Raw genomic sequence first — 19,354 nt, forward strand, 5'->3', positions numbered from 1 at the left:
GTCGCCGTTTCGTAATCTATTCGAGACCTTCTTGACCGGCTTGGGGTAAGAGAACGGGACGACACCAGCGGTGGCAGCGCAGCAGCGACCTCTTCGGACACACAGTCAGCGAACCAGACGACTGGTCGGTGGAGCCCTCACGGCAGGCGCCCTGCTGATCGGCACCTACGGCACCTGCGGGCTCGGACCCGCGGCCGCCGACCCGGTCGCCGCGCCGGCCACCGCCGGGGAAGCGGTGCAGCGGCTCATCGACCTGTCGCGGCAATCCGAGCAGCTCAATCAGCAGGCGCTCAACGCGCAGGCCGATCTGGACGCCAAGGAGGCCGCCGCCGCCACGGCCGACAAGCAGGCCGCCGACGCCGCCGCCGCGCTGGACGCGGCCAAGGCCGACATCGCCCGCTTCCGGCCGGTCATCGATCGCGCCGCCAGCTCCGCGCTGCTCGGCAGCCGCACCAACCGGCTCACTTCGCTACTGGTCAGCAACTCGCCGCAGCAGCTGCTCGATCAGATGTCGATCGTGGATCTGGTGGGCGCGCGCACGAATGATCAACTGAGCCAATATCAGAAGGCCACCGACGCGGCCACCGCCGCCGAGACCGCCGCCCGCGCCGCCGCCGACACCGCCCGCGCCGCCAGCAATGCCGCCGACGCCGTGCGCTCGGATCTGGAGGCCAAACGCGCTGCGCTGCAAGGCTCCATGGCCGGGGTGATCGCCGCGTGGGGGCAGCTCTCCGCCGGTGACAAGTCCGCGCTCGCGGGATCCATGTTCCCGCCCGGCTTCGATCGCGACAGCCTGCTCGAGGGTCTGGTGCCCGGGTCCGGCACCAGCGCGCTGGCCGCCGGTCTGACCCGCGTCGGCGATCCCTATGTCTGGGGCGCGACCGGCCCCGACCAGTTCGACTGCTCCGGCCTGGTGCAGTGGGCGTTTCATCAGGTCGGCAAGAACGTGCCGCGAACCAGTCAGCAGCAGTCCACCTTCGGCACGCCCGTGGCCGAGAAGGACCTGCAGCCCGGCGATGTCGTCTTCTTCTACTCTGACATCTCGCATGTGGGCATCTACGCGGGCAATGGATTGATGTTGCACGCTTCGACATTCGGCGTTCCCGTGCAGGTCGCGCCGATGGGCTCCACACCGTTCAATTCGGCGCGCCGGTTCTGACCCGAACCGGTCGAGAGACGAGGTGGCAATGAGCGCGGTCCGGCGGGTGCGCGGCTGGTTGTCGGCGCGGCGGCGATTCCAGTTCGTCGCCACCGTGGTCATGGTGACCAGCCTGACCGGCGCCTGCGGTGCGCTGCTCATGCTGCCGAACTCGGTGCTGCCGGCCCTGCGCGCGGTGGCGCCGGACTCCGGCGGGCTCGCCGCGACGGATCCGCAAGTGCCCGTGGTGAAGCAGACCATGGGGTATTACGGGAAGCCGGTGAGCGATCCGGTGGCCACCGGATCCGGTCGCGTCGGCATCGTGCTCGGCCACGCCGCCCAGCGCGACGACGTGAATGTGCTGGCCGGCGAACTCGCCGCCGCCACGTCCGCCGTCACCGATCTGTGGGGTGCGGGGTGGAATCAGGCGCCGGTCGTCGTGGTCGCCTCCAGCCCAGCCGAATTCGCGGCCCTTACCCACGCGGTCGGCGACGTCCCCGCCGAGGTCGCGGCCTCCACGGTCGCGGACCCGATCCGTCCGGGCGCCGAATTGACCGGTCAGCGCGTTGTTTTCGGCCCCCAGGCCGGGCGGCGGCTGGGCGCGGACGGGCTGCGCTCGGTGCTGCGGCACGAGCTGACCCACCTGGCCACCCGCAAGATCACTGTCGATGGCTCGCCGCTGTGGATGCTCGAGGGGGCCGCCGAATACACCGCGCATCGCGGCCTGCACCAGCCCGTCGCCCAGATCGCGCCCACCGTCACCACTCGGGCCCGCGCCGGTGACCTGCCCGCCGACCTGCCGGCCGACGCCGCGTTCGACCCCGGCAGCGGCCAGGCTTCGCTCGCCTACGAGCAGGCGTGGTCGGTGTGCGCGTTCGTCGCCGACCGCTTCGGCGACGCGAAACTCGTTGCCCTGTACGGACAGTTGGCCTCGGGCCCCAAGGATCACGCGGCCGTCGACACCGCCTTCCGTACCACCCTGGGCACCGCCTACCCCGACCTCGTCACCGAGTGGCGCGCCTGGATCAACACTCGCACTGCGGCGGGCGCGTAGCCGAAAATGGTGTCGCCGGGGGCGGCGGGCGCGCCCTATGGTGGACCGATGACGTCGGTCAAGCAGGTCCAGATCACCTTCGACTGCGAGGAACCCGAACGGGTGGCGCGCTTCTGGTGCGAGGTGCTGGGCTATGTCGTCCCGCCGCCGCCTCCGGGTTTCGCCGGCTGGGACGAATTCGATCGGTCGCTGCCGCCGGAGCGGCAGGGTTCGGCGTTCGCCTGCGTCGACCCGACGGGTGCGGGGCCGCGACTGTTCTTCCAGCGGGTGCCCGAGGGCAAGGTCGTCAAGAACCGGGTGCATCTGGATGTGCGGGTCGGCACCGGGCTCGTCGGCGCCGCACGCGTCGCGGCGCTCGAGGCGGAGTGCGCGCGCCTGATCGCGCTCGGCGCGGTCCGGGTGGAATTGCTGCTCGCCGACGGCTTCAACGAGTCGTGCCTGGTGATGCAGGACGTCGAGGGCAACGAGTTCTGTCTGGACTGAGCGCGTCCGCGGGCGTTCGGGGTGGCGGTGGGTGCGGTGCAGTAGGTTTGGGGCATGGGGCGAACTCTGCTGGTTACCAATGATTTCCCGCCGCGACCGGGTGGGATTCAGTCGTATCTGCACGCGCTCGCCCTGCAGCTGCCCGCCGACGAGCTGGTGGTGTACGCGCCGCGTTGGCGCGGGGACAGTCACTGGAAGTTCGACGCCGAGCAGCCGTTTCAGGTGGTGCGGCACCCGACCACGCTGATGCTGCCGACGCCGCTGGTGGCGCGGCGCGCCAAGAAGCTGATGCGCGACGAGAAATGCGATCGGGTGTGGTTCGGGGCGGCCGCGCCGCTGGCGCTGCTGTCGCCGGTGCTGCGGCAGGCGGGGGCCGAGCGGATCATCGCGTCCACGCACGGGCACGAGGTGGGGTGGTCGATGCTGCCCGCCGCCCGGCAGGCGTTGCGGGTGATCGGCGATCACACCGATGTCGTCACCTATGTCAGCAAATACACGCGGCGGCGCTTCGCCTCGGCGTTCGGGGCGCAGTCGGCGCTCGAATATCTGCCGCCCGCCGTGGATTCCGAGACCTTCAGGCCGGATCCGGCCGCCCGCGCCGAACTTCGCGCCCGCTACGGGCTGGGGGAGCGGCCCACCATTCTGTGCCTGTCGCGGCTGGTGCCGCGCAAAGGCCAGGACATGCTGATCACCGCACTGCCCGAGATCAAGAAGCGGATCGACGGGGCGGTGCTGGTGATCGCGGGCAGCGGGCCGTACGAGCAGAAGCTGCGCGCCTTCGCGCAGGCCATGGGATTGCAGGACGACGTGGTCTTCACCGGCCGCGTGCCCTCGAAGGAACTCGCCGCCCACCACACCCTCGCCGACGTGTTCGCCATGCCGTGCCGCACCCGCGGTTTCGGCCTGGACGTGGAGGGCCTGGGCATCGTGTTCCTCGAGGCCTCCGCCTCGGGAGTGCCGGTGGTGGCCGGTGATTCGGGCGGCGCCCCCGAAACCGTCCGCGAGGGCGAGACCGGCCGTGTCGTCGGCGGCCGCGACATCACCGCCCTCACCGACGCCATCGTCGACATCCTCTCCGACCGCGACCGAGCCGCCGCCATGGGCGCGGCCGGCCGCGCCTGGGTCCAGCAGCAATGGCGCTGGGACCTGATGGGCACCAGATTGCAGGAACTGCTGGCCGGGCCCCGCTCGGCGCGAGTCTGAGTCGGCAACCGTCCTGCGCTAGGCTCAGCCGCGTGAGCAGTATCCAGGTTGCCGATCAGACTTTCGTTGCCGCGCCGGGTTCGGCTGTGGCCGAGGTGCTGGCCGATCGTGCCCGGTGGCGGCGGTGGTGGCCGGACCTGCAGTTGCAGGTGCGGGAAGAGCGGGGGGACAAGGGGATTCGCTGGACCGTCAGCGGCGGTGCGGACGGGACCATGGAGGTCTGGCTGGAGCCGATGCTGGACGGTGTGATCCTGCATTTCTTCATGCACGCCGAACCGCGCGGCGGCGTCGAGGGTATGTCCGGGCGAGAGCTGCTGGCGCTGAACCGGGCCCGCCGCGTCGCCGGCAAGGTGATGTCGTTCGAGATCAAGGCCCGGCTCGAGGCCGGACGCAAGGCCGGGGTCGCGCCCGCCGCCGCCCACTAGAGCTGTCGGCTCACAAGAAAGGAAGCGTTGCCGCCCATGGCCGATCGAACTCAGCGGTCGATCGTGATCGACGCCCCCTCGGACCGAGTGATGGCCGTCATCGCCGACCTGGAGTCGTATCCGGAATGGGTCGCCGCGGCCCGCTCGGTGGAGGTGCTGGAGAAGCTGCCCGACGGCCGCGCCCGCACCGCCCGCTTCGTCCTCGACGCCGGCGTCGTCAAGGACACCTACACACTGGCCTACACCTGGCGGCCCGACGGCCGCGCGGTGAGCTGGAGCCTGGTCAGCGGTGACCTGCAGAAGGCGCAGGACGGCACCTACGAGCTGATCGCCCTGCCCGACGGCGCCACCCAGGTCGTCTACGAGCTGACCGTGGATCTGAACATCCCGATGATCGGCATGTTCAAACGCAAGGCGGAGAAGGTCATCACCGACACCGCCCTCAAGGAACTCAAGAAACGGGTCGAAGGCTGAGTCCCAGCGGTACCGAAACGTCGCCGCGTCCCGCCACCCGCGTCGAGCTGTTCATCGGCAAGGGTGGCGTCGGGAAGACCACGCTGGCGTGCGCCACCGCCCTCGCCTACGCCCGCGCCGGCCGGCGCGTCCTGCTGGCCTCCCTCGACCAGGCGCATTCCCTGGGTGACGCCCTCGGCTTCCGGCTCCGCCACGGCGGAGCGGCCGAGGCCGAGGTCGCGAGCATCCCGCTGCCGATGTTCCAGCCGCCGGACCCGGTCTATTCGCCCGGATTCGGAAGTGCTCGACCGGGATTCGGCGGTGTCGAACACGGCCGCGCGTCCGCGTGGACCGCGGCGGCCGCCCCGCCGCCGCAATCCGGCGGTCCCGCACCGGCGCTCGATGTGATCGAGGTGGATTCGCTTGCGCTGCTGGAGGACCGGTTCCGGCAGGTGCTGCTCATGGTGTCCGGGGCCGGGCACGAGCACGGGTTCGACCTGGGCGCATTGGATCCCGCCGAACTGACCGGACTGCCGGGCGTGCAGGAGCTGCTCGCGCTGCTCGAGATCACCCAGTTCGCGAAGGACGGCCGCTGGGATGCGATCGTGGTGGACTGCCCGCCGTCGGCGGACATGCTGCGCATCGTCACCGCGCCGGACACGTTGCTCGGGTACGTGGAACGGGTATGGCCCGCGCATGCGCGAACATTCGAGGCGATCGGTACCGACTTCCGCAAGGCGGTGCTGGCGGTGACCGTGGAACAGATCGTGCAGGCCGTGAGCGAGGCTCGCGATCTGCTGGCGGACCGGACCCGCACGGGCGCCCGGCTGGTGACCGCTCCCGAGCAGGTGGCGGTGGCGGAGTCGGCGCGGGTGCGGTCGGCGGCGGCGCTTTTGGGCTTGCGGCTGGACGCGGTGCTGGTCAACAAGGTGCTGCCGGAGCTGCCGCCTCCCGGCCCGGCCGGGCCGTCGCATCCGGCGGTGCAGTGGTATTTCAACCGGCGCGGTGAGCAACTCGACGTGGTGGGCCGGCTGCGGGAGCGGCTGCGCGGCGTCGCGGTGCGGGTGGTGGGCCACGCCGGGGCCGAACCGGTGGGCCTGAGTTCGCTGGCGGCGCTGTCCTACGCGGTGGACGCGAGTGGTGACTGGGTGGGCGGGCCGCCGATCCCTATGCTTGGCACAGATGCGGACGGTGTGCTGCCCGTCCCCGCCGAGCCGATGGTGCGACTCGAGTCGGGTGCGGGCGTGCACTCGGTGTTCGCGATGCGCATGCATCTGCCGGTGGTCGATCCGTCGACCCTGCGGCTGGGACGAGTGGAGGACGATTTGATCGTGGGAGCGGACGGGGTCCGGCGACGCTTGCGGCTGGCCCCGGTATTGCGGCGGTGCACGGTCGAGACCGCCGAACTCGACGGCGACCAGTTGGTCATCCGCTTCCGGCCCGACCCGCAGGTCTGGCCGAAATGACCACCACCCACACCCGTCCCGGCCACCCCGACGAGAACCTCGGCGAATTCGCCGAGGAACTGCGGCTGCTCGCCGAGGCCGTCCTCGAACGCGTCGAACCGGTGCTGCGCCGCACCGCCTCCGACGGGCGCACCGAATGGGCCAGCTGCAGCTGGTGTCCGGTCTGCGCGGCCGCGGCCATCGTGCGCGGCGAACACCACGATGTGGTGGCGGCCATCGCCGAACACGGCACCGCCATCGTCACCGTGCTGCGTGAGGCGCTGGCGGGGGTGCCGGTGGAACCGGTGATTCCGCCCGAACTGGACCCGGATTCGCCGGAGTATCACGCCTGGCATCGGCACATGTCCGCCGCCGCAAGCGCTTTCGCGGATCGGCCGTTCGCCGACGCCTACGCGGCCGCGCGTGGTGACGCGGAACCGGCCGGTGCCGGTGAGTCCAATGGTGCGGGCGAAACTTCTTGGGCCGCACAGGAATCCGCGTCCGCCAGCCGTACGCACGCCCCGGGCGCGGGACTGGCCGCGGTGTTCACCCGCTTCCTGGCCGGCGCGCAGGGCCGGGCGGCGACGCGAAACCAGCACGGCGGCAACGCGTCCGGTGCGCAGCACGGCACCGCCGCGGCGCAAGGCAGTGCTGCCGCCGCGCACGACGGCGCTGCCGCCCCGCGCGAAGACGCCGCCGTCCCGCGCGACGGTGCTGCCGGATCGCACGACCGGGCTCCCGGTGCGCGCCGGGCCAAGTACACGCCCATCGACGTGACCATCAAGGGATGAGGGACGGTGAGGATGTGCCGCTGACCGTAGGTATCGATGTGGGCGGCACGAACATTCGGGCCTCCGTGGTGGACGGGTCGGGCGAGGTGCTCGACACCGTGACCGCCCCGACCCCGCATTCCGCGCGCGCCCTCGAGGACGGCTTGGCCCGCGCGGTGCGGGAGCTGAGCGGCCGGCACGCCATCGGCGCGGTCGGCCTGGCGGTCGCCGGGTTCGTGGACGAGGACCGCGCCACCGTGCGCTTCGCCCCGCATCTGCCGTGGGAGGACGCGCCGGTCGCGCAGCGGCTCACCGACCGGCTCGGGCTGCCGGTGATCCTCGAGCACGACGCCAATGCGGCGCTGTGGGCGGAATACCGCTTCGGCGCGGCGGCGGGCGGGCGCAATGTGGTGCTGGTGGCCATCGGCACCGGCATCGGCGCGGCCCTGCTGATCAACGGGCAGCTGTATCGCGGAAGCTACGGTGTCGCACCGGAACTCGGGCATCTGACGGTGGTGCCGAACGGCCGCGCCTGCCCCTGCGGCAAGCGGGGCTGCTGGGAAAGGTATTGCAGCGGAACGGCGCTGGTGGACACCGCGCTCGAACTGCTGGCCACCGATCCGCAGCGCTCGACCCTGCTGGCCCGCGAATCCGGCCGCGACCCGGGTTCGCTGACCGGCCGCCGGGTGGCGGGCGCGGCCCAGGACGGGGACCCGGTCGCCCTCGAGGTGCTGGCCGATTTCGCGCGCTGGCTCGGCCTCGGACTGGCTTTCGTCAGTGACCTTTTCGACCCGGATCTGATCGTGGTCGCCGGCGGCGTCGGCAGTTCGGCCCCGCAGTTCCTCGACGACGCGCGCGAGCACTACGCGGCCTCCATCACCGGGGCCCGGCACCGCCGCCTCGCGCGCATCCGCACCGCCCAGCTCGGTGAGGCCGCGGGCATGATCGGCGCGGCCGAGTTGGCCCGCGCGGCAGTGCTGGTCAGCCAGAACGGGGTCGCGGCGCATCGCTGACCGTTGCCTACTCGGCAACTGATTTGGCGCCGATGGGGGTAACTCGTCGGGGACGCCTGAGATCGGTTCGGCGCCTGACCGCCGGCACGGGTGTGGGACTGGCAACGGCTCTCGGCCGTCCGCTGAAGTTTCGGGGAGGCGGTATCGAGAATCCAGTCCATGCGGGTTGGTCACGTAGTTGTGTCGGCGGTAGGGTGGGCAAGCAGTAGTGGTGCCCGCAACGAGGCCGGTCCCGGGTATCGAAACAGGGGAAAGGACGCAATGTTCTACTGGCTGCTGAAGTACGTCTTGGTGGGGCCGCTGATGCATCTCATCAACCGGCCGAAGGTTGAGGGCGTCGAGAACATCCCACCGAAGGGCGCGGCCATTCTGGCCGGCAACCATCTGTCGTTCACCGACTGGCTGTTCACCCCGCTCATGAGCCCGCGCCGGATCACCTATCTGGCCAAGGCCGAATACTTCACCACTCCGGGTCTCAAGGGCCGGCTGCAGAAGTTCTTCTTCTCCGGCACCGGCCAGTACCCGATCGACCGGTCCGGTGCGGACGCGGCCGAATCCGCCCTCAACACCGCGCGCAAACTGCTCGGTGAGGGCCGCCTGGTCGGGCTCTACCCCGAAGGCACCCGCTCCCCGGATGGTCGCCTCTACAAGGGCAAGACCGGTGTGGCACGCCTCGCCCTGGAGACCGGAGTGCCGGTGATCCCGGTAGCCCTGATCGGCACCGACGAGGTGTGCCCGCCCGGTCCCTTCCGCTGGCGGCCGCGCAAGGTCACCGTGAAATTCGGTGCCCCCATCGACTTCTCGCGCTACGAGGGCATGGGCGGCAACCGCTTCGTCGAGCGCGCCGTCACCGACGAGATCATGTACGAGCTCATGCGGATGGGCGACCAGGAATACGTCGACGTCTACGCCGCGAGCCTGAAGAAGGGCGTGCCTTCCGGCAGCCGCCCCGACGAGGACCGCATCCCCCAGACCATGGCGGGCTGACCACCCGCGAACCACGAAGGCCCCGAGCGAGATTCGCTCGGGGCCTTCGTCGTCCGGGCAGCCTCACGAGGCGTGCAGTCGCCGGTACGACTCGATCGCCTCGAACTTGGCCAGGTTGTGGCGGGCGTCGGCCAGCGCGTCGTGCGCGTCCTTGGGCACCGGCGGCAGCGGCGGCCGGCCGTGCTGATCCCAATGCTGGCGCAGCTCGTTGGTGTAGCGCGGCAGCGCGTTGGGCAGGTCCACCATGGAACCCCACAGCTGGCACAGCGCCACATGGTCGTACGCCCCGACCCACGCCCACAGCTCCGGCTCGACGCCCGCGCGCGGGACCAGGAACTTGTAGAGGTCGTCGCGGATGCGCTGCCGGGAACGCCACAGCGGCGACGAGGGCGGCGGTAGCTTCGGCAGGACGTTGCGGCGGACGAACGGCCCGGCCTTCTCCGGATCGAATTCGGTGGACACCGCGTAGAACTCGCGTCCGTCCTCGCACACCACCGCGAGGGAGACGAGGTCGATGGTCTTGCCGTCCTCGATGAATTCCGAGTCGTAAAAGTACCGCAGTGAGATGGTTCGCTCCTGACCTCGAGCTCGGGGAATGGGTCCGCGCTGATCATACGGCGCGACGGGGTGAGCGATCTCAGCCCTGGGGGTGGTCCGCCGCACCAAGACCGATCCGTATTCTTGACTCGTGAACTGGACCGTCGACGTACCGATCGATCGCTTGCCGGAACTTCCTCCGCTGCCCGCCGAGCTCCGTCGGCGCCTCGACGACGCACTCGCTCGCCCGGCGCTACAGCAGCCGTCCTGGGATCCCGAGCAGGCCGCCAAGATGCGCACCGTGCTGGAGTCCGTGCCGCCCATCTGCGTTCCCGCCGAGGTCGAGGAGCTGCGGCTGCGGCTGGCCGAGGTGGCCCGCGGTGAAGCGTTCCTCATGCAGGGCGGCGACTGCGCGGAGACCTTCGCCGACAACACCGAGCCGCATATTCGCGGCAATATCCGCACCCTGCTGCAGATGGCGGTGGTGCTGACCTACGGCGCGAGCCTGCCGGTGGTGAAGGTGGCCCGGATCGCGGGCCAGTACGCCAAGCCGCGGTCGGCCGACACCGACGCGCTGGGCCTGAAGTCCTACCGCGGCGACATGGTGAACTCGCTGGTCGCCGAAGCCGGTCTGCGCGAACACGATCCGTCGCGCCTGGTGCGCGCCTACGCCAACGCGTCGGCGGCGATGAACCTGGTGCGCGCGCTGACCTCCGCCGGCATGGCGGATCTGCACAAGGTGCACGACTGGAACCGCGAGTTCGTGGCGCAGTCGCCGGCCGGCGCCCGCTACGAGCAGATGGCCACCGAGATCGATCGCGCGCTCGCGTTCATGAACGCCTGCCGCGTCAACGATCCCAACCTGTCCTCGGCGCGGCTGTACGCCAGCCACGAGGCGCTGGTCCTCGACTACGAGCGCGCCATGCTGCGCCTGAGCGAGCATCCCGTCACGGGTGAGCCGGTGCTCTACGATCTGTCGGCCCATTTCCTGTGGATCGGCGAGCGCACCCGCCAGCTCGACGGCGCGCACGTCGCCCTGGCCGAGCTGATCGCCAACCCGATCGGTCTCAAGATCGGCCCGACCACCACGCCCGACCAGGCGGTGGAATACGTCGAGCGCCTCGACCCCAACAACGAGCCCGGTCGCCTGACCCTGGTCGCGCGCATGGGCAACGGCAAGGTCCGCGACGTGCTGCCGCCCATCATCGAGAAGGTGCAGGCCACCGGCCACCAGGTGATCTGGCAGTGCGACCCCATGCACGGCAACACCCACGAGGCGACCACCGGCTACAAGACCCGCCACTTCGATCGCATCGTCGACGAGGTGCAGGGCTTCTTCGAGGTGCATCACGCGCTGGGCACCCACCCGGGCGGCCTGCACATCGAGCTCACCGGCGAGAACGTCACCGAATGCCTCGGCGGCGCCCAGGACATCTCCGACCTCAACCTCGAGGAGCGCTACGAGACGGCCTGCGACCCCCGCCTCAACACCCAGCAGTCCCTGGAGCTGGCGTTCCTGGTCGCGGAAATGCTGCGCTAGGAACGCGATACGACAGAGCCCGGGCCGCAGGAGCGGCCCGGGCTCATTCGTTTCCAAGAGTGACAACTGATTTCGCTGCGATGAGGGTAACTCGTCGGGGACGGCCACAATCGGTGTCGAATCTTGCCGCAAGTCCGGAGGTGGGACGGTCGACGGCTCTTTGTTGCCCGCTGAAGTCGCGGGGAGGCGGTTACGGTATCGCTACCAGGGTGATGGTGGCGCCGGGTTCGACCGCGTCGCCGGGGGCGGAACTCTGGGAGATGATGATCGAGCTGTCGTTGTTGGCCAGCTGGCGGACCGAGACCGAGAGTCCGAGGGCCTGGAGTTTGGTGCGGGCGGTGGAGACGTTGGCGCCCAGCAGATTCGGCATATCCACCGCGTTGTTGACCAGCAGCACGACGCCGGTGCCCGATTCCGCGCTGCTGCCCGCCGCCGGATCCGTGCCGACCACCGAACCGGCTTTCACCTTGCCGTCGAACTGATCTCGGGTGGAGCTGACGGTCAGTCCGGCCTTCTGCAATGCCGTTCTGGCCTCGTCCTCGGTCTTGCCGCGCACGTCGGGCACCTTGACCGGCAGCGAGCCCTTGCTGCGATAGACCTTCACCTGCGCATTGGCCGGCAGGACGGTGCCCGATCCCGGATCCACCTTGGCGACAGTGCCTTTCGGCGCGCTACTGCCGATCTCGCCGCCGTCCACGGGCGTCAGGCCGGCGTCTCTGATGGCCTTGTTCACCGCCTGGACGTCCTGTCCCGCCTGCACATCCGGCACTTTCGGTTTCCCGCTCGACACCAGCACCGCCACCAGTGAGCCCTTGGTGATCCGGCTCCCGGCGGCCGGGTCGGTGCCGACCACATTGCCGACCGGGATGGTGTCCGACGCCTTCTGGCGGGTCTCGGTCTTGAAGCCCGCGCCCTGCAACGTGCTGATCGCCTTGTCGGTGTTCATGCCCGCGATGGACGGCACCGCCGAATATCTGCCGACCCCCAGCCACCAGCCGCCGATACCCAGCAGCAGCCCGAGCGCGATCACGATGCCCAGCCAGATGATCACCTTGCGCCGCGACTTGCCGCGATCCTCGATCAGATCCGACTGATAGCTGTGGGTGCCCGGCGGTCCGTGCGGCGGCTGCGGCGCCCGAGCCGTCGAAGCCGCGTAGTCGTGCCGATACTCCGGCGGCAGTTCCCGTGCGGCCGTCATCACCCGGGTGTGCTGGGCCTGCGGCTGCACCTTCACCGTCGGCGGGTCGGCGGGTAGTCGGGTGGTCAGATCCGCCGCCCCCGGGATGGCCCGCGCCGCCTGAGCTACCGGCTGCGGCGGCGCGGCCGCGACCCGGTACTTGGTGCTGAGGTGCTCGGCGGATTCGGTGGGCGCGGGCACCCGATACTCGGGCAGTTGCAATTCCCGTGCGATGCGCCGCAATTCGCCCGCCATCTCGGTGGCATTGGCATAGCGGTGCATGGGCTCGCGCGCGGTGGCGTGCGCGACCAGCTCGTCGATCTCCGGGGGCACCCCGGTGATGAACCGGCTGGGGCTCGGCACGTCCTTCTCCACGCGCTGCAGGGCGATGGACAGCGAGTTGTCGCCGGTGAACGGGGTTCGGCCGGTGAGCATTTCGAAGATGAGCACGCCCGCGGAGTACACGTCGCTGCGCGCGTCGGCGGTGCCGCTGGTGACCTGTTCGGGCGACAGGTAGGCGGCGGTGCCGAGAATCACGCTGTCGGAGGTGATCTTCGCCTCGGCGACCGCGCGCACCAGGCCGAAGTCGGCGATCTTCACCTCGCCGGAATCGGAGATGAGCACGTTCTCGGGTTTGATGTCGCGGTGCACCAGCCCGGCCGCGTGCGCCACGCCGATGGCGGCCAGCACAGGTTCGGCGACGGCGCGCACCGCGTGCGGGGGCATGGGCCCGCGTTCGCGCAGCAGCTCGCGCAGGGTGCCGCCCTCGACGAGTTCCATGATGAGGAACGGATGGTCGCCGTCCACGCCCTGGTCGTAGACCGCGACCAGCGAGGGATGCTTGAGTTTGGCCACCGCGCGCGCCTCGAGTTCGAAGCGGGTGAGGAATTGCGGGTCGGACGCGAATTTCGGATCCATCACCTTGATGGCGACGGGTCGGTCCAATCTGGTGTCCACCCCCCGGAACACCGTGGACATGCCGCCGCGCGCGATCGGCGCGTCGATGCGGTAGCGCCCTTCCAGCATCTGGCCGATCAACTGCAACCCTTCCATTTCTGCGAATGCCGCCCGGCGCGGCTCACCCGATGGTAGTCGCGCCGGGGTGGTATGCGACGGTGGCGACGCGAGAGACTACCGTTGTCCGCGTGAGTGCCTTTCCTTGCAGCGAAGACGTCCTGCCGGATTCGGTGACCCTGATCCCGCTGCCCGACGTGGCCGAGCAGTTGGGCATGGTGGTCACGCGAGTGCATCAGATGCTGCGCGACCATCAGATAATCGCCGTCCGCCGCGACGGCGTTGCCGGAATCCCGAAGGAGTTCTTCGACTCCACCGGAGCCGTCGCCAAACACGTGACCGGTTTGATCACGGTGATGCGTGACGGCAAATACACCGACGAGGAAATCCTCGAATGGATCTACACCGAGGACGAATCCCTGCCCGGCCGTCCCATCGACGCCATTCACGGGCCGCTCGCCCGTGAGGTGATCCGCCGGGCCGCGGCCGACCCGTTCTAGCAACCTCCTCGACAACCCGGTGCCGGCGGCACCGGGCCCGCGCATCGATGGCGGTCAGTTCCGCAGGGGACCGACCGCCAGCAATTCGCGTGCCGCGACACGCAATCGACGACGTTGCGGCACCACCGCCCGCCGGGTGAACACCGCGTAGTCGGCGCGTTCGATCTCGTCGAGAATTCCGCCGTACAGCGTGGCGGCGGTGCGAATGGCGGGGCGCACACGCGGGGTGAGCAATTCGATGCCGGGTATCGCGCGGCGATAGACGCCCCGGTTGATCGCGATCAAATGCGCGAGTGCGCGCCGCACCCGCGGATCGGTGCGCCCGGATGCCCGGCAGTGCGACAGCAGTTCGGCGTCCACCCCGAATGCCGCGAATTCGTCGGCGGGCAGATACACGCGCCCGCGATCGAGATCCTCGCCGATATCCCGCAGGAAATTGGTGAGCTGGAACGCTTCTCCCAAGGCGGCGGCGGCCGGTTCGGCCTCGGCGACGGGGACGACGGTGCCCAGCACCGGCACCAATTGCAATCCGATGGCGGCCGCGGAACCGCGCATGTACTCGCGCAGTTCGGCCATGCTCGCGTAGCGGTCGCGGTAGTGCGGTCCGCCCGGGATGTCCATGCGCATGGAGTCGAGGAACACCCAGAAGTGCTCGGCGGCAATCGAATACCGCCGGATGGTGTCCGACACCGCGAGCAGCGCCCGCGCCTGCGGCCCGTCGGGGACCTCCAGGGGCGCGTCGACCAGCCGGGCCCGCAGTTCGTGTTCGATCGCATCGAGCCGCGCCGCGGATTCGCCTGCCCGGCCGGGCGCGTCGGCCGCGTCCACGATGTCGTCGACCAGCCGCGCGAACGCGTAGAGCGCGTGCACGGCCGGTCTTCGCTCGGGTTCCAGCAGCCGGGTGGCCAGGAAGTAGGTGCGTCCGTGGGCGGCGGCGATGCGGCGGCAGTCCCGGTAGGCGCGTTCGAGTGTGGTCACGCGGGGGCCGGGTGCGGGTGGGCCGCACGCAGTTTCAGCGGGTCCACGGTCGACAACGACAGCGCCGCCACCACCGCCGCGAAGGTGGCCAGGGCGACGTGCACCCAGTCGTAGAGCCCGATCGACCCGTCCGGCTGGAACACCAGCATCAGCCAGGTGCACACGCCGACCAGCACCTGCAGGGTCGTGGTGGACAGCGCGAAGCCGGCGGCCAGGGCCAGCGGCCACGAGTAGTACCAGGGCAGTGCGGCCGGCGACAGGATCACGATGGCCACGAACGCGACCAGGATGCCGAACACGGCCTCCTTCTCGCTGTTGCGGAAGCGCCACCAGGCCCACAGCAGGATGCTGACCATGACCGCTTCGCACAGCGGACGGGTCACGCCCAGTACCGATTCCATGCGCAGCGGTGTCACCCAGGTGACCATGTGCGCCAGCACGGTCGGCAGCGACAACCAGTTGATGATCTTGTTGGAGCCCGACAGCGCGGTGAGCCAGCCGATTTGGTGATCACGCAGGCCCGTGAGCAGGGTCGCCGTGCCGAACACGGCCGCGAAGACCGCCACCCCCAGCGCGCTGATCTTGGCGAAGGTCAGCATGGGATGCGGCAGATCGCCCTCGTGCTGCGCGGCCCGGCGTTCGCGTTCGTGAATGATCCAGATCCATACCAGGAATGGCAGCGCGATGCCCGCGGTCGCCTTCACCGCGACACCGATGGCGACCACCACGATGCCCCACACGTGATGATGCTCGAGCACCAGCGCGATGCCCGCGGCCATCAACCCGACCATGAGCATCTCGTTGTGCACGCCGCCGATGAGATGAATGAGCACCAGCGGATTGAGCACCGCCAGCCACAGCGCGGTGGTGGGCTTGCCGCCCAGATGTTTGGTCAGATGCGGTACCGCCCACACCATCAGCGCCAGCCCGGGCAGCATGACCAGTCGCAGCGCGATGGTGCCCGCGACCACGTTGTCCCCGGTGATGGTGGTGATGGCGCGCCCGATGAGCAGGAAGATCGGCCCGTAGGGCGCGGTGGTGGTGAGCCACACCGGGCTCACATTGTCCAGCACCACCGCGGCATTGGCCTTCAACTCCACCGGCCCGTACACGTACGGGTTGATGTGGTCGCGCAGCATCGCGCCCTGCGCCAGATACGAATAGGCGTCGCGGCTGAACATGGGCACCGCGAACAGCAGCGGGAAGATCCAGACGCCGACGATGGCGCGCAGTTCGGCGATGGTCACCTCGGTGCCCGGCTGCTTGCCGATCACGATGCGGCCCAGCCGGACCCACGCGGTGATCATGGCGATCACGCCGATCCACACGAACACCGACGACAGCACCAGCCCGTGCCCGAAGCGCAGCCACGACAGGTGCATGGCCTCGAGCAGTGGGTCGTTGCGCCGCACGCTGCCCGCGCCGAAGCCGCCGAAGGTGATCAGTAACGCACCGAAGAATCCGAGCGTGGCCGAGTGACCGGCCGGGCCGCGAACGAAGTCGGCGGCACTGCTCATCCAGCCGTGCGATGCGGAGCCGTCGGCGAGGACCCGCGGCGCGGAGATGCGCTGCGCGGTGTCGGGAGCGGGGGCGGCTTCCGTATCGGGGGTCGGCATAGGCGGTCGTTCCCCCCGGAAAGGTCGGCGGCGGCAGCCGCGTTCGGATTGTGGACGCCGGTCAGTCTAGTGCTTGCGCACCGATGCCACCGCCCCGGAGTCACGTGATCGCGCCCCGGCATGTCGGAGGTCGCCGAGCAGGCGCTCCGCGGCCAGTCTGCCCGACAACAGCACGGTCGGCACGCCGACGCCGGGCACCGTGCCCGAGCCCGCGAGCACGACATTCGCGCGGCCGCGCACCAGGTTTCGGGTGCGGAAGGGACCGGTCTGCCGGAACAGGTGCGCGGCCGAGAACGGGGTGCCCGCGAGCATGCCCTTGGCTTTCCAGGTGTGCGGGGTGTCGACATGGTCGATGCGGAAGTGCTCCGAAATCCCTTGGTAGCCGCGCTCTTCCAGCGTCTCGAGCAGTTCGCGCAGGTAGAACGGGGTGAGCTGCTCCCAGGTCAGAGGCGCGGCGGCCAGATTGGGACAGGGGGCCAGCAGGGACAGCGGCTCGTAGCGCCTGGTCTCGCGCAGGTGTCCGTCACGATCGATGTGGCCGCCGGGCCGCTCGAGATAGAGGCCCGGATCGGTGAGCGCGGGCCGGGTCAGCAGCAACGACGGATCGCTCATGAGGGCGCCCCGGCCGGGCCGGGCCGCGATCTCGGCGAAGGTGCGATCCCATTCCCGCCCGAAGTCGATGGTGTGGTGCGCGCGCACCGGCCAGTCGCGGGTGACGTCGGCGGGAATGGTGCCGTGCGCCACCACCGCCGACGGGGAGGCCCGCAGTCCGCGCCGATGCCGCAGTCCGAAGCGCGGCAGCGAGCCGAGGTCGGCGGTCACCACGACGGCGTCGCAGTCGAAGACGCGTCCGTCCGCGGTCCGCACCGCGCGCGCCCGGCGGCCCCGATAGTCGATGCCGGTCACGTCGGCCCGCAGCTCGAGGGTCCCGCCGGCGTCGGTGAGCGCGCGCGCCAGCGCCGCGGCGATCGCGCGCATCCCGCCCTCGGGGTAGTAGACGCCCAGGCAGGTGTCCATATAGGGGATGGCGCCGTATACGCCCAGCGCCTGATTCGGGGCCATGCCCGCGAACAACGCCTGGAAGCTGAACAGCCGGGCCACCTGCGAATCCCCCACCAGGCGGCCGACTTTCGGGCCGAGCCGCCCGAACGCGCCCAGCCGCACCAGCCGTGCCAGGGCGTCGCGCTTGGCGGGAACGCGCACCATGTCCAGCGGGGAATCGAAGTTGGTGTCCATGAACTGCTCGAATTCGGCCTGGTACACGGCCCGCAGCCAACCGCGTAGTCGCCGGTAGCGGCGCGCGGTCTCGGGGCCGCGCACGCGTGCGAGTTCGGCGGCCATGGCCGTCTCGTCGGAATGCACGCCGATCACCGAGCCATCCGCGAACCGGGCCTGGTACGCCGGGGCCAGATCGAGAATGCGCAGCCCGACCGATTCGCGGGTGTGCCCGACCGCGCCGAGCGCCTCGTCGATCAACTCGGGCAGGGTGAGAATCGTTGCCCCGGAGTCGATCTCGTAGTCGGGTCCGCGATAGGCGCCGACGCGTCCGCCGGGGCGGTCGTCGCGTTCGAGGACCGTCACCTGCCGTCCGGCGCCCACCAGGTGCAGCGCCGCCGCCAGCCCGGACAGTCCCGCGCCCACCACGACCACCCGATCGACCGGTCCCGCAACAGTTTTCATGCCGGCCCCGCGGATCAGTACGCGCGCGCGGTGGCGGCCAGCGCCATGGCGCGCAGCTGCCGCTTGGCGTCGGGGGTGGCGGTGCTGGCCTCGAGCGCGGTCAGCGCCTGATCGGTGAGCACGCCGATGCGTTTCTCCACGGCGTCGACCGCACCGAGTTCGGTGAGGGCCGTACGCAATTCGGCGACCTGCTCGGGGGTGAGGTCGGTGCCGAGCCCGGCGCGAATGAGGCCGGCCGCCGCCGGGGCGGTGGCGTCGGCGCGCCGCAGCGCCTCGGCGATGAGCACGGTGCGCTTGCCCTCGCGCAGATCGTCACCCGACGGCTTGCCGGTGACGGCCGGATCGCCGAACACGCCGAGCAGATCGTCGCGCAGCTGGAAGGCGATGCCGATATCGGTGCCGAATTCCCGGTAGGCGGCGACCAATTCGGGTCCGGCCCCCGCCAGCGCGGCGCCCATGTGCAGCGGCCGTTCGATGGTGTAGGCGGCGGTCTTGAAGCGGTTGATGCGCAGCGCCGCCTCGACGGTCTCGTCACCGGCGGATTCGCCGTGAATGTCGAGCAGCTGCCCGCCCAGCACCTCGGTGCGCATGGCCGCCCACACCGGCGCGAAGCGGGCGGCGGCGTCGGCGGGCAGGCCGGCGTCGCGGGTCATGTCGTCGGCCCAGGCCAGCGCCAGATCGCCGATCAGCACCGCAACGCTGACCCCGTGGTGATCGCTGTCACCCGACCAGCGCCGATCCCGGTGCCGCTGTTCGTAATCCACGTGCACGGTCGGGAATCCGCGCCGGGTGCGCGAGGAGTCGATGATGTCGTCGTGGATCAGCGCGCACGCCTGCACCAGCTCGAGCGCCGAGCAGGCGGTGAGCACCGCGTCGGCGTCTGGATCGTCGGCGCCGCGGCCCGCGCCCAGCCAGCCCGTCCACGCGAAGGACGGGCGGGTGCGCTTGCCGCCGCGGATCACGAAGTCCTCCAAGGCCCGCGCCGCGTCCACGAACACCGGCCCGAGCGGCGCCACGATCGGCTCCCGGGTGCGGAAGAAGGCGGTCAGGCGGTCCTCGACGGCGGCGACGAGCGATCCCGCGCCGACCGGCTGGCGCGTCGGGGTACCTGGTCCGGCGGACAGGGGAGCCTCCTTGATGAGTGCCGTGGGGGCGGTTGAGCCCGCTGGTCTGCTTCCCCCGGAGCCGACCCGAACGCGAACCGCTCGAGCCGCGCGGGATTCGCTCCCGACAATACCCAAGCCCCGATCCGGGCCCGGGAATCGGTCGTGCCGATCCCGCCGCGGCGGCCGGCGGTCACCGCGCGCGGGGGCGCGCACCGGTCCCACCTGCTGGGACAGG

18 protein-coding genes and 1 pseudogene are annotated in these 19,354 nt (G+C 70.3%); 13 read left to right on the forward strand and 6 right to left on the reverse strand.

What is annotated here, in order from left to right:
• Positions 1-70 precede the first annotated feature (70 nt).
• From D7D52_RS18825 to D7D52_RS18875, 11 genes and pseudogenes are all read left to right on the forward strand, one after another.
• Positions 71-1,159 carry an NlpC/P60 family protein gene (locus D7D52_RS18825; protein WP_120738203.1) on the forward strand — a complete coding sequence of 363 codons (1,089 nt, stop codon included), beginning with the start codon at positions 71-73 and terminating at the stop codon, positions 1,157-1,159.
• A gap of 28 nt (positions 1,160-1,187) precedes the next feature.
• The gene (locus tag D7D52_RS18830) at positions 1,188-2,192 is read left to right on the forward strand and encodes a peptidase MA family metallohydrolase (protein ID WP_120738205.1); all 1,005 of its coding nucleotides are present in this window, start codon (positions 1,188-1,190) and stop codon (positions 2,190-2,192) included.
• Positions 2,193-2,240: 48 nt separating this feature from the next.
• Entirely contained in the window at positions 2,241-2,675 is a 435-nt protein-coding gene (locus D7D52_RS18835) for a VOC family protein (RefSeq protein WP_120738207.1), read from the forward strand.
• Positions 2,676-2,729: 54 nt separating this feature from the next.
• Positions 2,730-3,878 (forward strand): glycosyltransferase family 4 protein, encoded by a 1,149-nt coding sequence (locus D7D52_RS18840; RefSeq protein WP_120738209.1) that lies wholly within the window; start codon positions 2,730-2,732, stop codon positions 3,876-3,878.
• A gap of 32 nt (positions 3,879-3,910) precedes the next feature.
• Positions 3,911-4,303: an SRPBCC family protein gene (locus D7D52_RS18845; protein WP_120738211.1), complete on the forward strand. Its 393-nt coding sequence runs from the start codon at positions 3,911-3,913 to the stop codon at positions 4,301-4,303.
• Between the two features lie 36 nt (positions 4,304-4,339).
• Positions 4,340-4,777 carry an SRPBCC family protein gene (locus D7D52_RS18850; RefSeq protein WP_120738213.1) on the forward strand — a complete coding sequence of 146 codons (438 nt, stop codon included), beginning with the start codon at positions 4,340-4,342 and terminating at the stop codon, positions 4,775-4,777.
• A 47-nt stretch (positions 4,778-4,824) separates the two neighbouring features.
• Positions 4,825-4,959, forward strand: a pseudogene (locus D7D52_RS18855) (ArsA-related P-loop ATPase); the annotation flags it as partial.
• Between the two features lie 54 nt (positions 4,960-5,013).
• Positions 5,014-6,222, forward strand: coding sequence for an ArsA family ATPase (locus tag D7D52_RS18860; protein ID WP_120738215.1), 1,209 nt, complete (start codon positions 5,014-5,016; stop codon positions 6,220-6,222).
• Positions 6,219-6,992 carry a hypothetical protein gene (locus D7D52_RS39245; protein WP_246023149.1) on the forward strand — a complete coding sequence of 258 codons (774 nt, stop codon included), beginning with the start codon at positions 6,219-6,221 and terminating at the stop codon, positions 6,990-6,992. The genes D7D52_RS18860 and D7D52_RS39245 overlap by 4 nt, the downstream gene beginning before the upstream one ends.
• The gene (locus D7D52_RS18870; protein WP_120738217.1) at positions 6,989-7,984 is read left to right on the forward strand and encodes an ROK family protein; all 996 of its coding nucleotides are present in this window, start codon (positions 6,989-6,991) and stop codon (positions 7,982-7,984) included. Before D7D52_RS39245 ends, D7D52_RS18870 begins: the two co-directional genes overlap by 4 nt.
• Before the next feature lie 261 nt (positions 7,985-8,245).
• Positions 8,246-8,971, forward strand: coding sequence for a lysophospholipid acyltransferase family protein (locus D7D52_RS18875; protein WP_120738219.1), 726 nt, complete (start codon positions 8,246-8,248; stop codon positions 8,969-8,971).
• A 63-nt stretch (positions 8,972-9,034) separates the two neighbouring features.
• On the opposite strand, the gene D7D52_RS18880 is transcribed toward D7D52_RS18875, so the two are convergent.
• Positions 9,035-9,532, reverse strand: a complete 498-nt coding sequence (locus D7D52_RS18880) for a polyadenylate-specific 3'-exoribonuclease AS (protein WP_120744243.1) — start codon at positions 9,530-9,532, stop codon at positions 9,035-9,037.
• 127 nt (positions 9,533-9,659) lie between these two features.
• On the opposite strand from D7D52_RS18880, the gene D7D52_RS18885 reads away from it, so the two are divergent.
• Positions 9,660-11,048, forward strand: a complete 1,389-nt coding sequence (locus D7D52_RS18885; RefSeq protein WP_120738221.1) for a class II 3-deoxy-7-phosphoheptulonate synthase — start codon at positions 9,660-9,662, stop codon at positions 11,046-11,048.
• Positions 11,049-11,238: 190 nt separating this feature from the next.
• Here the strand turns inward: D7D52_RS18885 and pknB are convergent, their stop codons facing one another.
• Positions 11,239-13,278, reverse strand: coding sequence for a Stk1 family PASTA domain-containing Ser/Thr kinase (pknB, locus tag D7D52_RS18890; RefSeq protein WP_222932644.1), 2,040 nt, complete (start codon positions 13,276-13,278; stop codon positions 11,239-11,241).
• 92 nt (positions 13,279-13,370) lie between these two features.
• Here pknB and D7D52_RS18895 point away from each other — a divergent pair, with 92 nt between their 5' ends.
• Positions 13,371-13,739, forward strand: coding sequence for an Rv2175c family DNA-binding protein (locus D7D52_RS18895; RefSeq protein ID WP_033085868.1), 369 nt, complete (start codon positions 13,371-13,373; stop codon positions 13,737-13,739).
• Positions 13,740-13,793: 54 nt separating this feature from the next.
• On the opposite strand, the gene D7D52_RS18900 is transcribed toward D7D52_RS18895, so the two are convergent.
• The 4 genes from D7D52_RS18900 to D7D52_RS18915 all read right to left on the reverse strand — a co-directional run bounded on the left by D7D52_RS18900 (position 13,794) and on the right by D7D52_RS18915 (position 19,152).
• On the reverse strand, positions 13,794-14,717 hold the full coding sequence (locus D7D52_RS18900) for a phytoene/squalene synthase family protein (RefSeq protein ID WP_120738223.1): 924 nt from the start codon (positions 14,715-14,717) through the stop codon (positions 13,794-13,796).
• Complete coding sequence (locus D7D52_RS18905; RefSeq protein ID WP_120738225.1) at positions 14,714-16,333, reverse strand: alpha-(1->6)-mannopyranosyltransferase A; 1,620 nt, start codon at positions 16,331-16,333, stop codon at positions 14,714-14,716. The genes D7D52_RS18900 and D7D52_RS18905 overlap by 4 nt, the downstream gene beginning before the upstream one ends.
• A 66-nt stretch (positions 16,334-16,399) precedes the next feature.
• The gene (gene crtI, locus D7D52_RS18910; RefSeq protein WP_120738227.1) at positions 16,400-18,013 is read right to left on the reverse strand and encodes a phytoene desaturase family protein; all 1,614 of its coding nucleotides are present in this window, start codon (positions 18,011-18,013) and stop codon (positions 16,400-16,402) included.
• Between the two features lie 14 nt (positions 18,014-18,027).
• Positions 18,028-19,152: a polyprenyl synthetase family protein gene (locus tag D7D52_RS18915; protein ID WP_120744245.1), complete on the reverse strand. Its 1,125-nt coding sequence runs from the start codon at positions 19,150-19,152 to the stop codon at positions 18,028-18,030.
• Positions 19,153-19,354: the final 202 nt, after the last annotated feature.

It is taken from the genome of Nocardia yunnanensis, assembly GCF_003626895.1.
Classification (GTDB): Bacteria; Actinomycetota; Actinomycetes; order Mycobacteriales; family Mycobacteriaceae; genus Nocardia; species Nocardia yunnanensis.

Bases quoted from the DNA above. Each gene is read 5' to 3' on its own strand.
- D7D52_RS18830 (WP_120738205.1), top strand. From the start codon at position 1,188: ATGAGCGCGGTCCGGCGGGTGCGCGGCTGGTTGTCGGCGCGGCGGCGA.
- D7D52_RS18835 (WP_120738207.1), top strand. From the start codon at position 2,241: ATGACGTCGGTCAAGCAGGTCCAGATCACCTTCGACTGCGAGGAACCC.
- D7D52_RS18840 (WP_120738209.1), top strand. From the start codon at position 2,730: ATGGGGCGAACTCTGCTGGTTACCAATGATTTCCCGCCGCGACCGGGT.
- D7D52_RS18850 (WP_120738213.1), top strand. From the start codon at position 4,340: ATGGCCGATCGAACTCAGCGGTCGATCGTGATCGACGCCCCCTCGGAC.
- D7D52_RS18860 (WP_120738215.1), top strand. From the start codon at position 5,014: ATGTTCCAGCCGCCGGACCCGGTCTATTCGCCCGGATTCGGAAGTGCT.
- D7D52_RS39245 (WP_246023149.1), top strand. From the start codon at position 6,219: ATGACCACCACCCACACCCGTCCCGGCCACCCCGACGAGAACCTCGGC.
- D7D52_RS18870 (WP_120738217.1), top strand. From the start codon at position 6,989: ATGAGGGACGGTGAGGATGTGCCGCTGACCGTAGGTATCGATGTGGGC.
- D7D52_RS18875 (WP_120738219.1), top strand. From the start codon at position 8,246: ATGTTCTACTGGCTGCTGAAGTACGTCTTGGTGGGGCCGCTGATGCAT.
- pknB (WP_222932644.1), bottom strand. From the start codon at position 13,278: ATGGAAGGGTTGCAGTTGATCGGCCAGATGCTGGAAGGGCGCTACCGC.
- D7D52_RS18905 (WP_120738225.1), bottom strand. From the start codon at position 16,333: ATGCCGACCCCCGATACGGAAGCCGCCCCCGCTCCCGACACCGCGCAG.
- crtI (WP_120738227.1), bottom strand. From the start codon at position 18,013: ATGAAAACTGTTGCGGGACCGGTCGATCGGGTGGTCGTGGTGGGCGCG.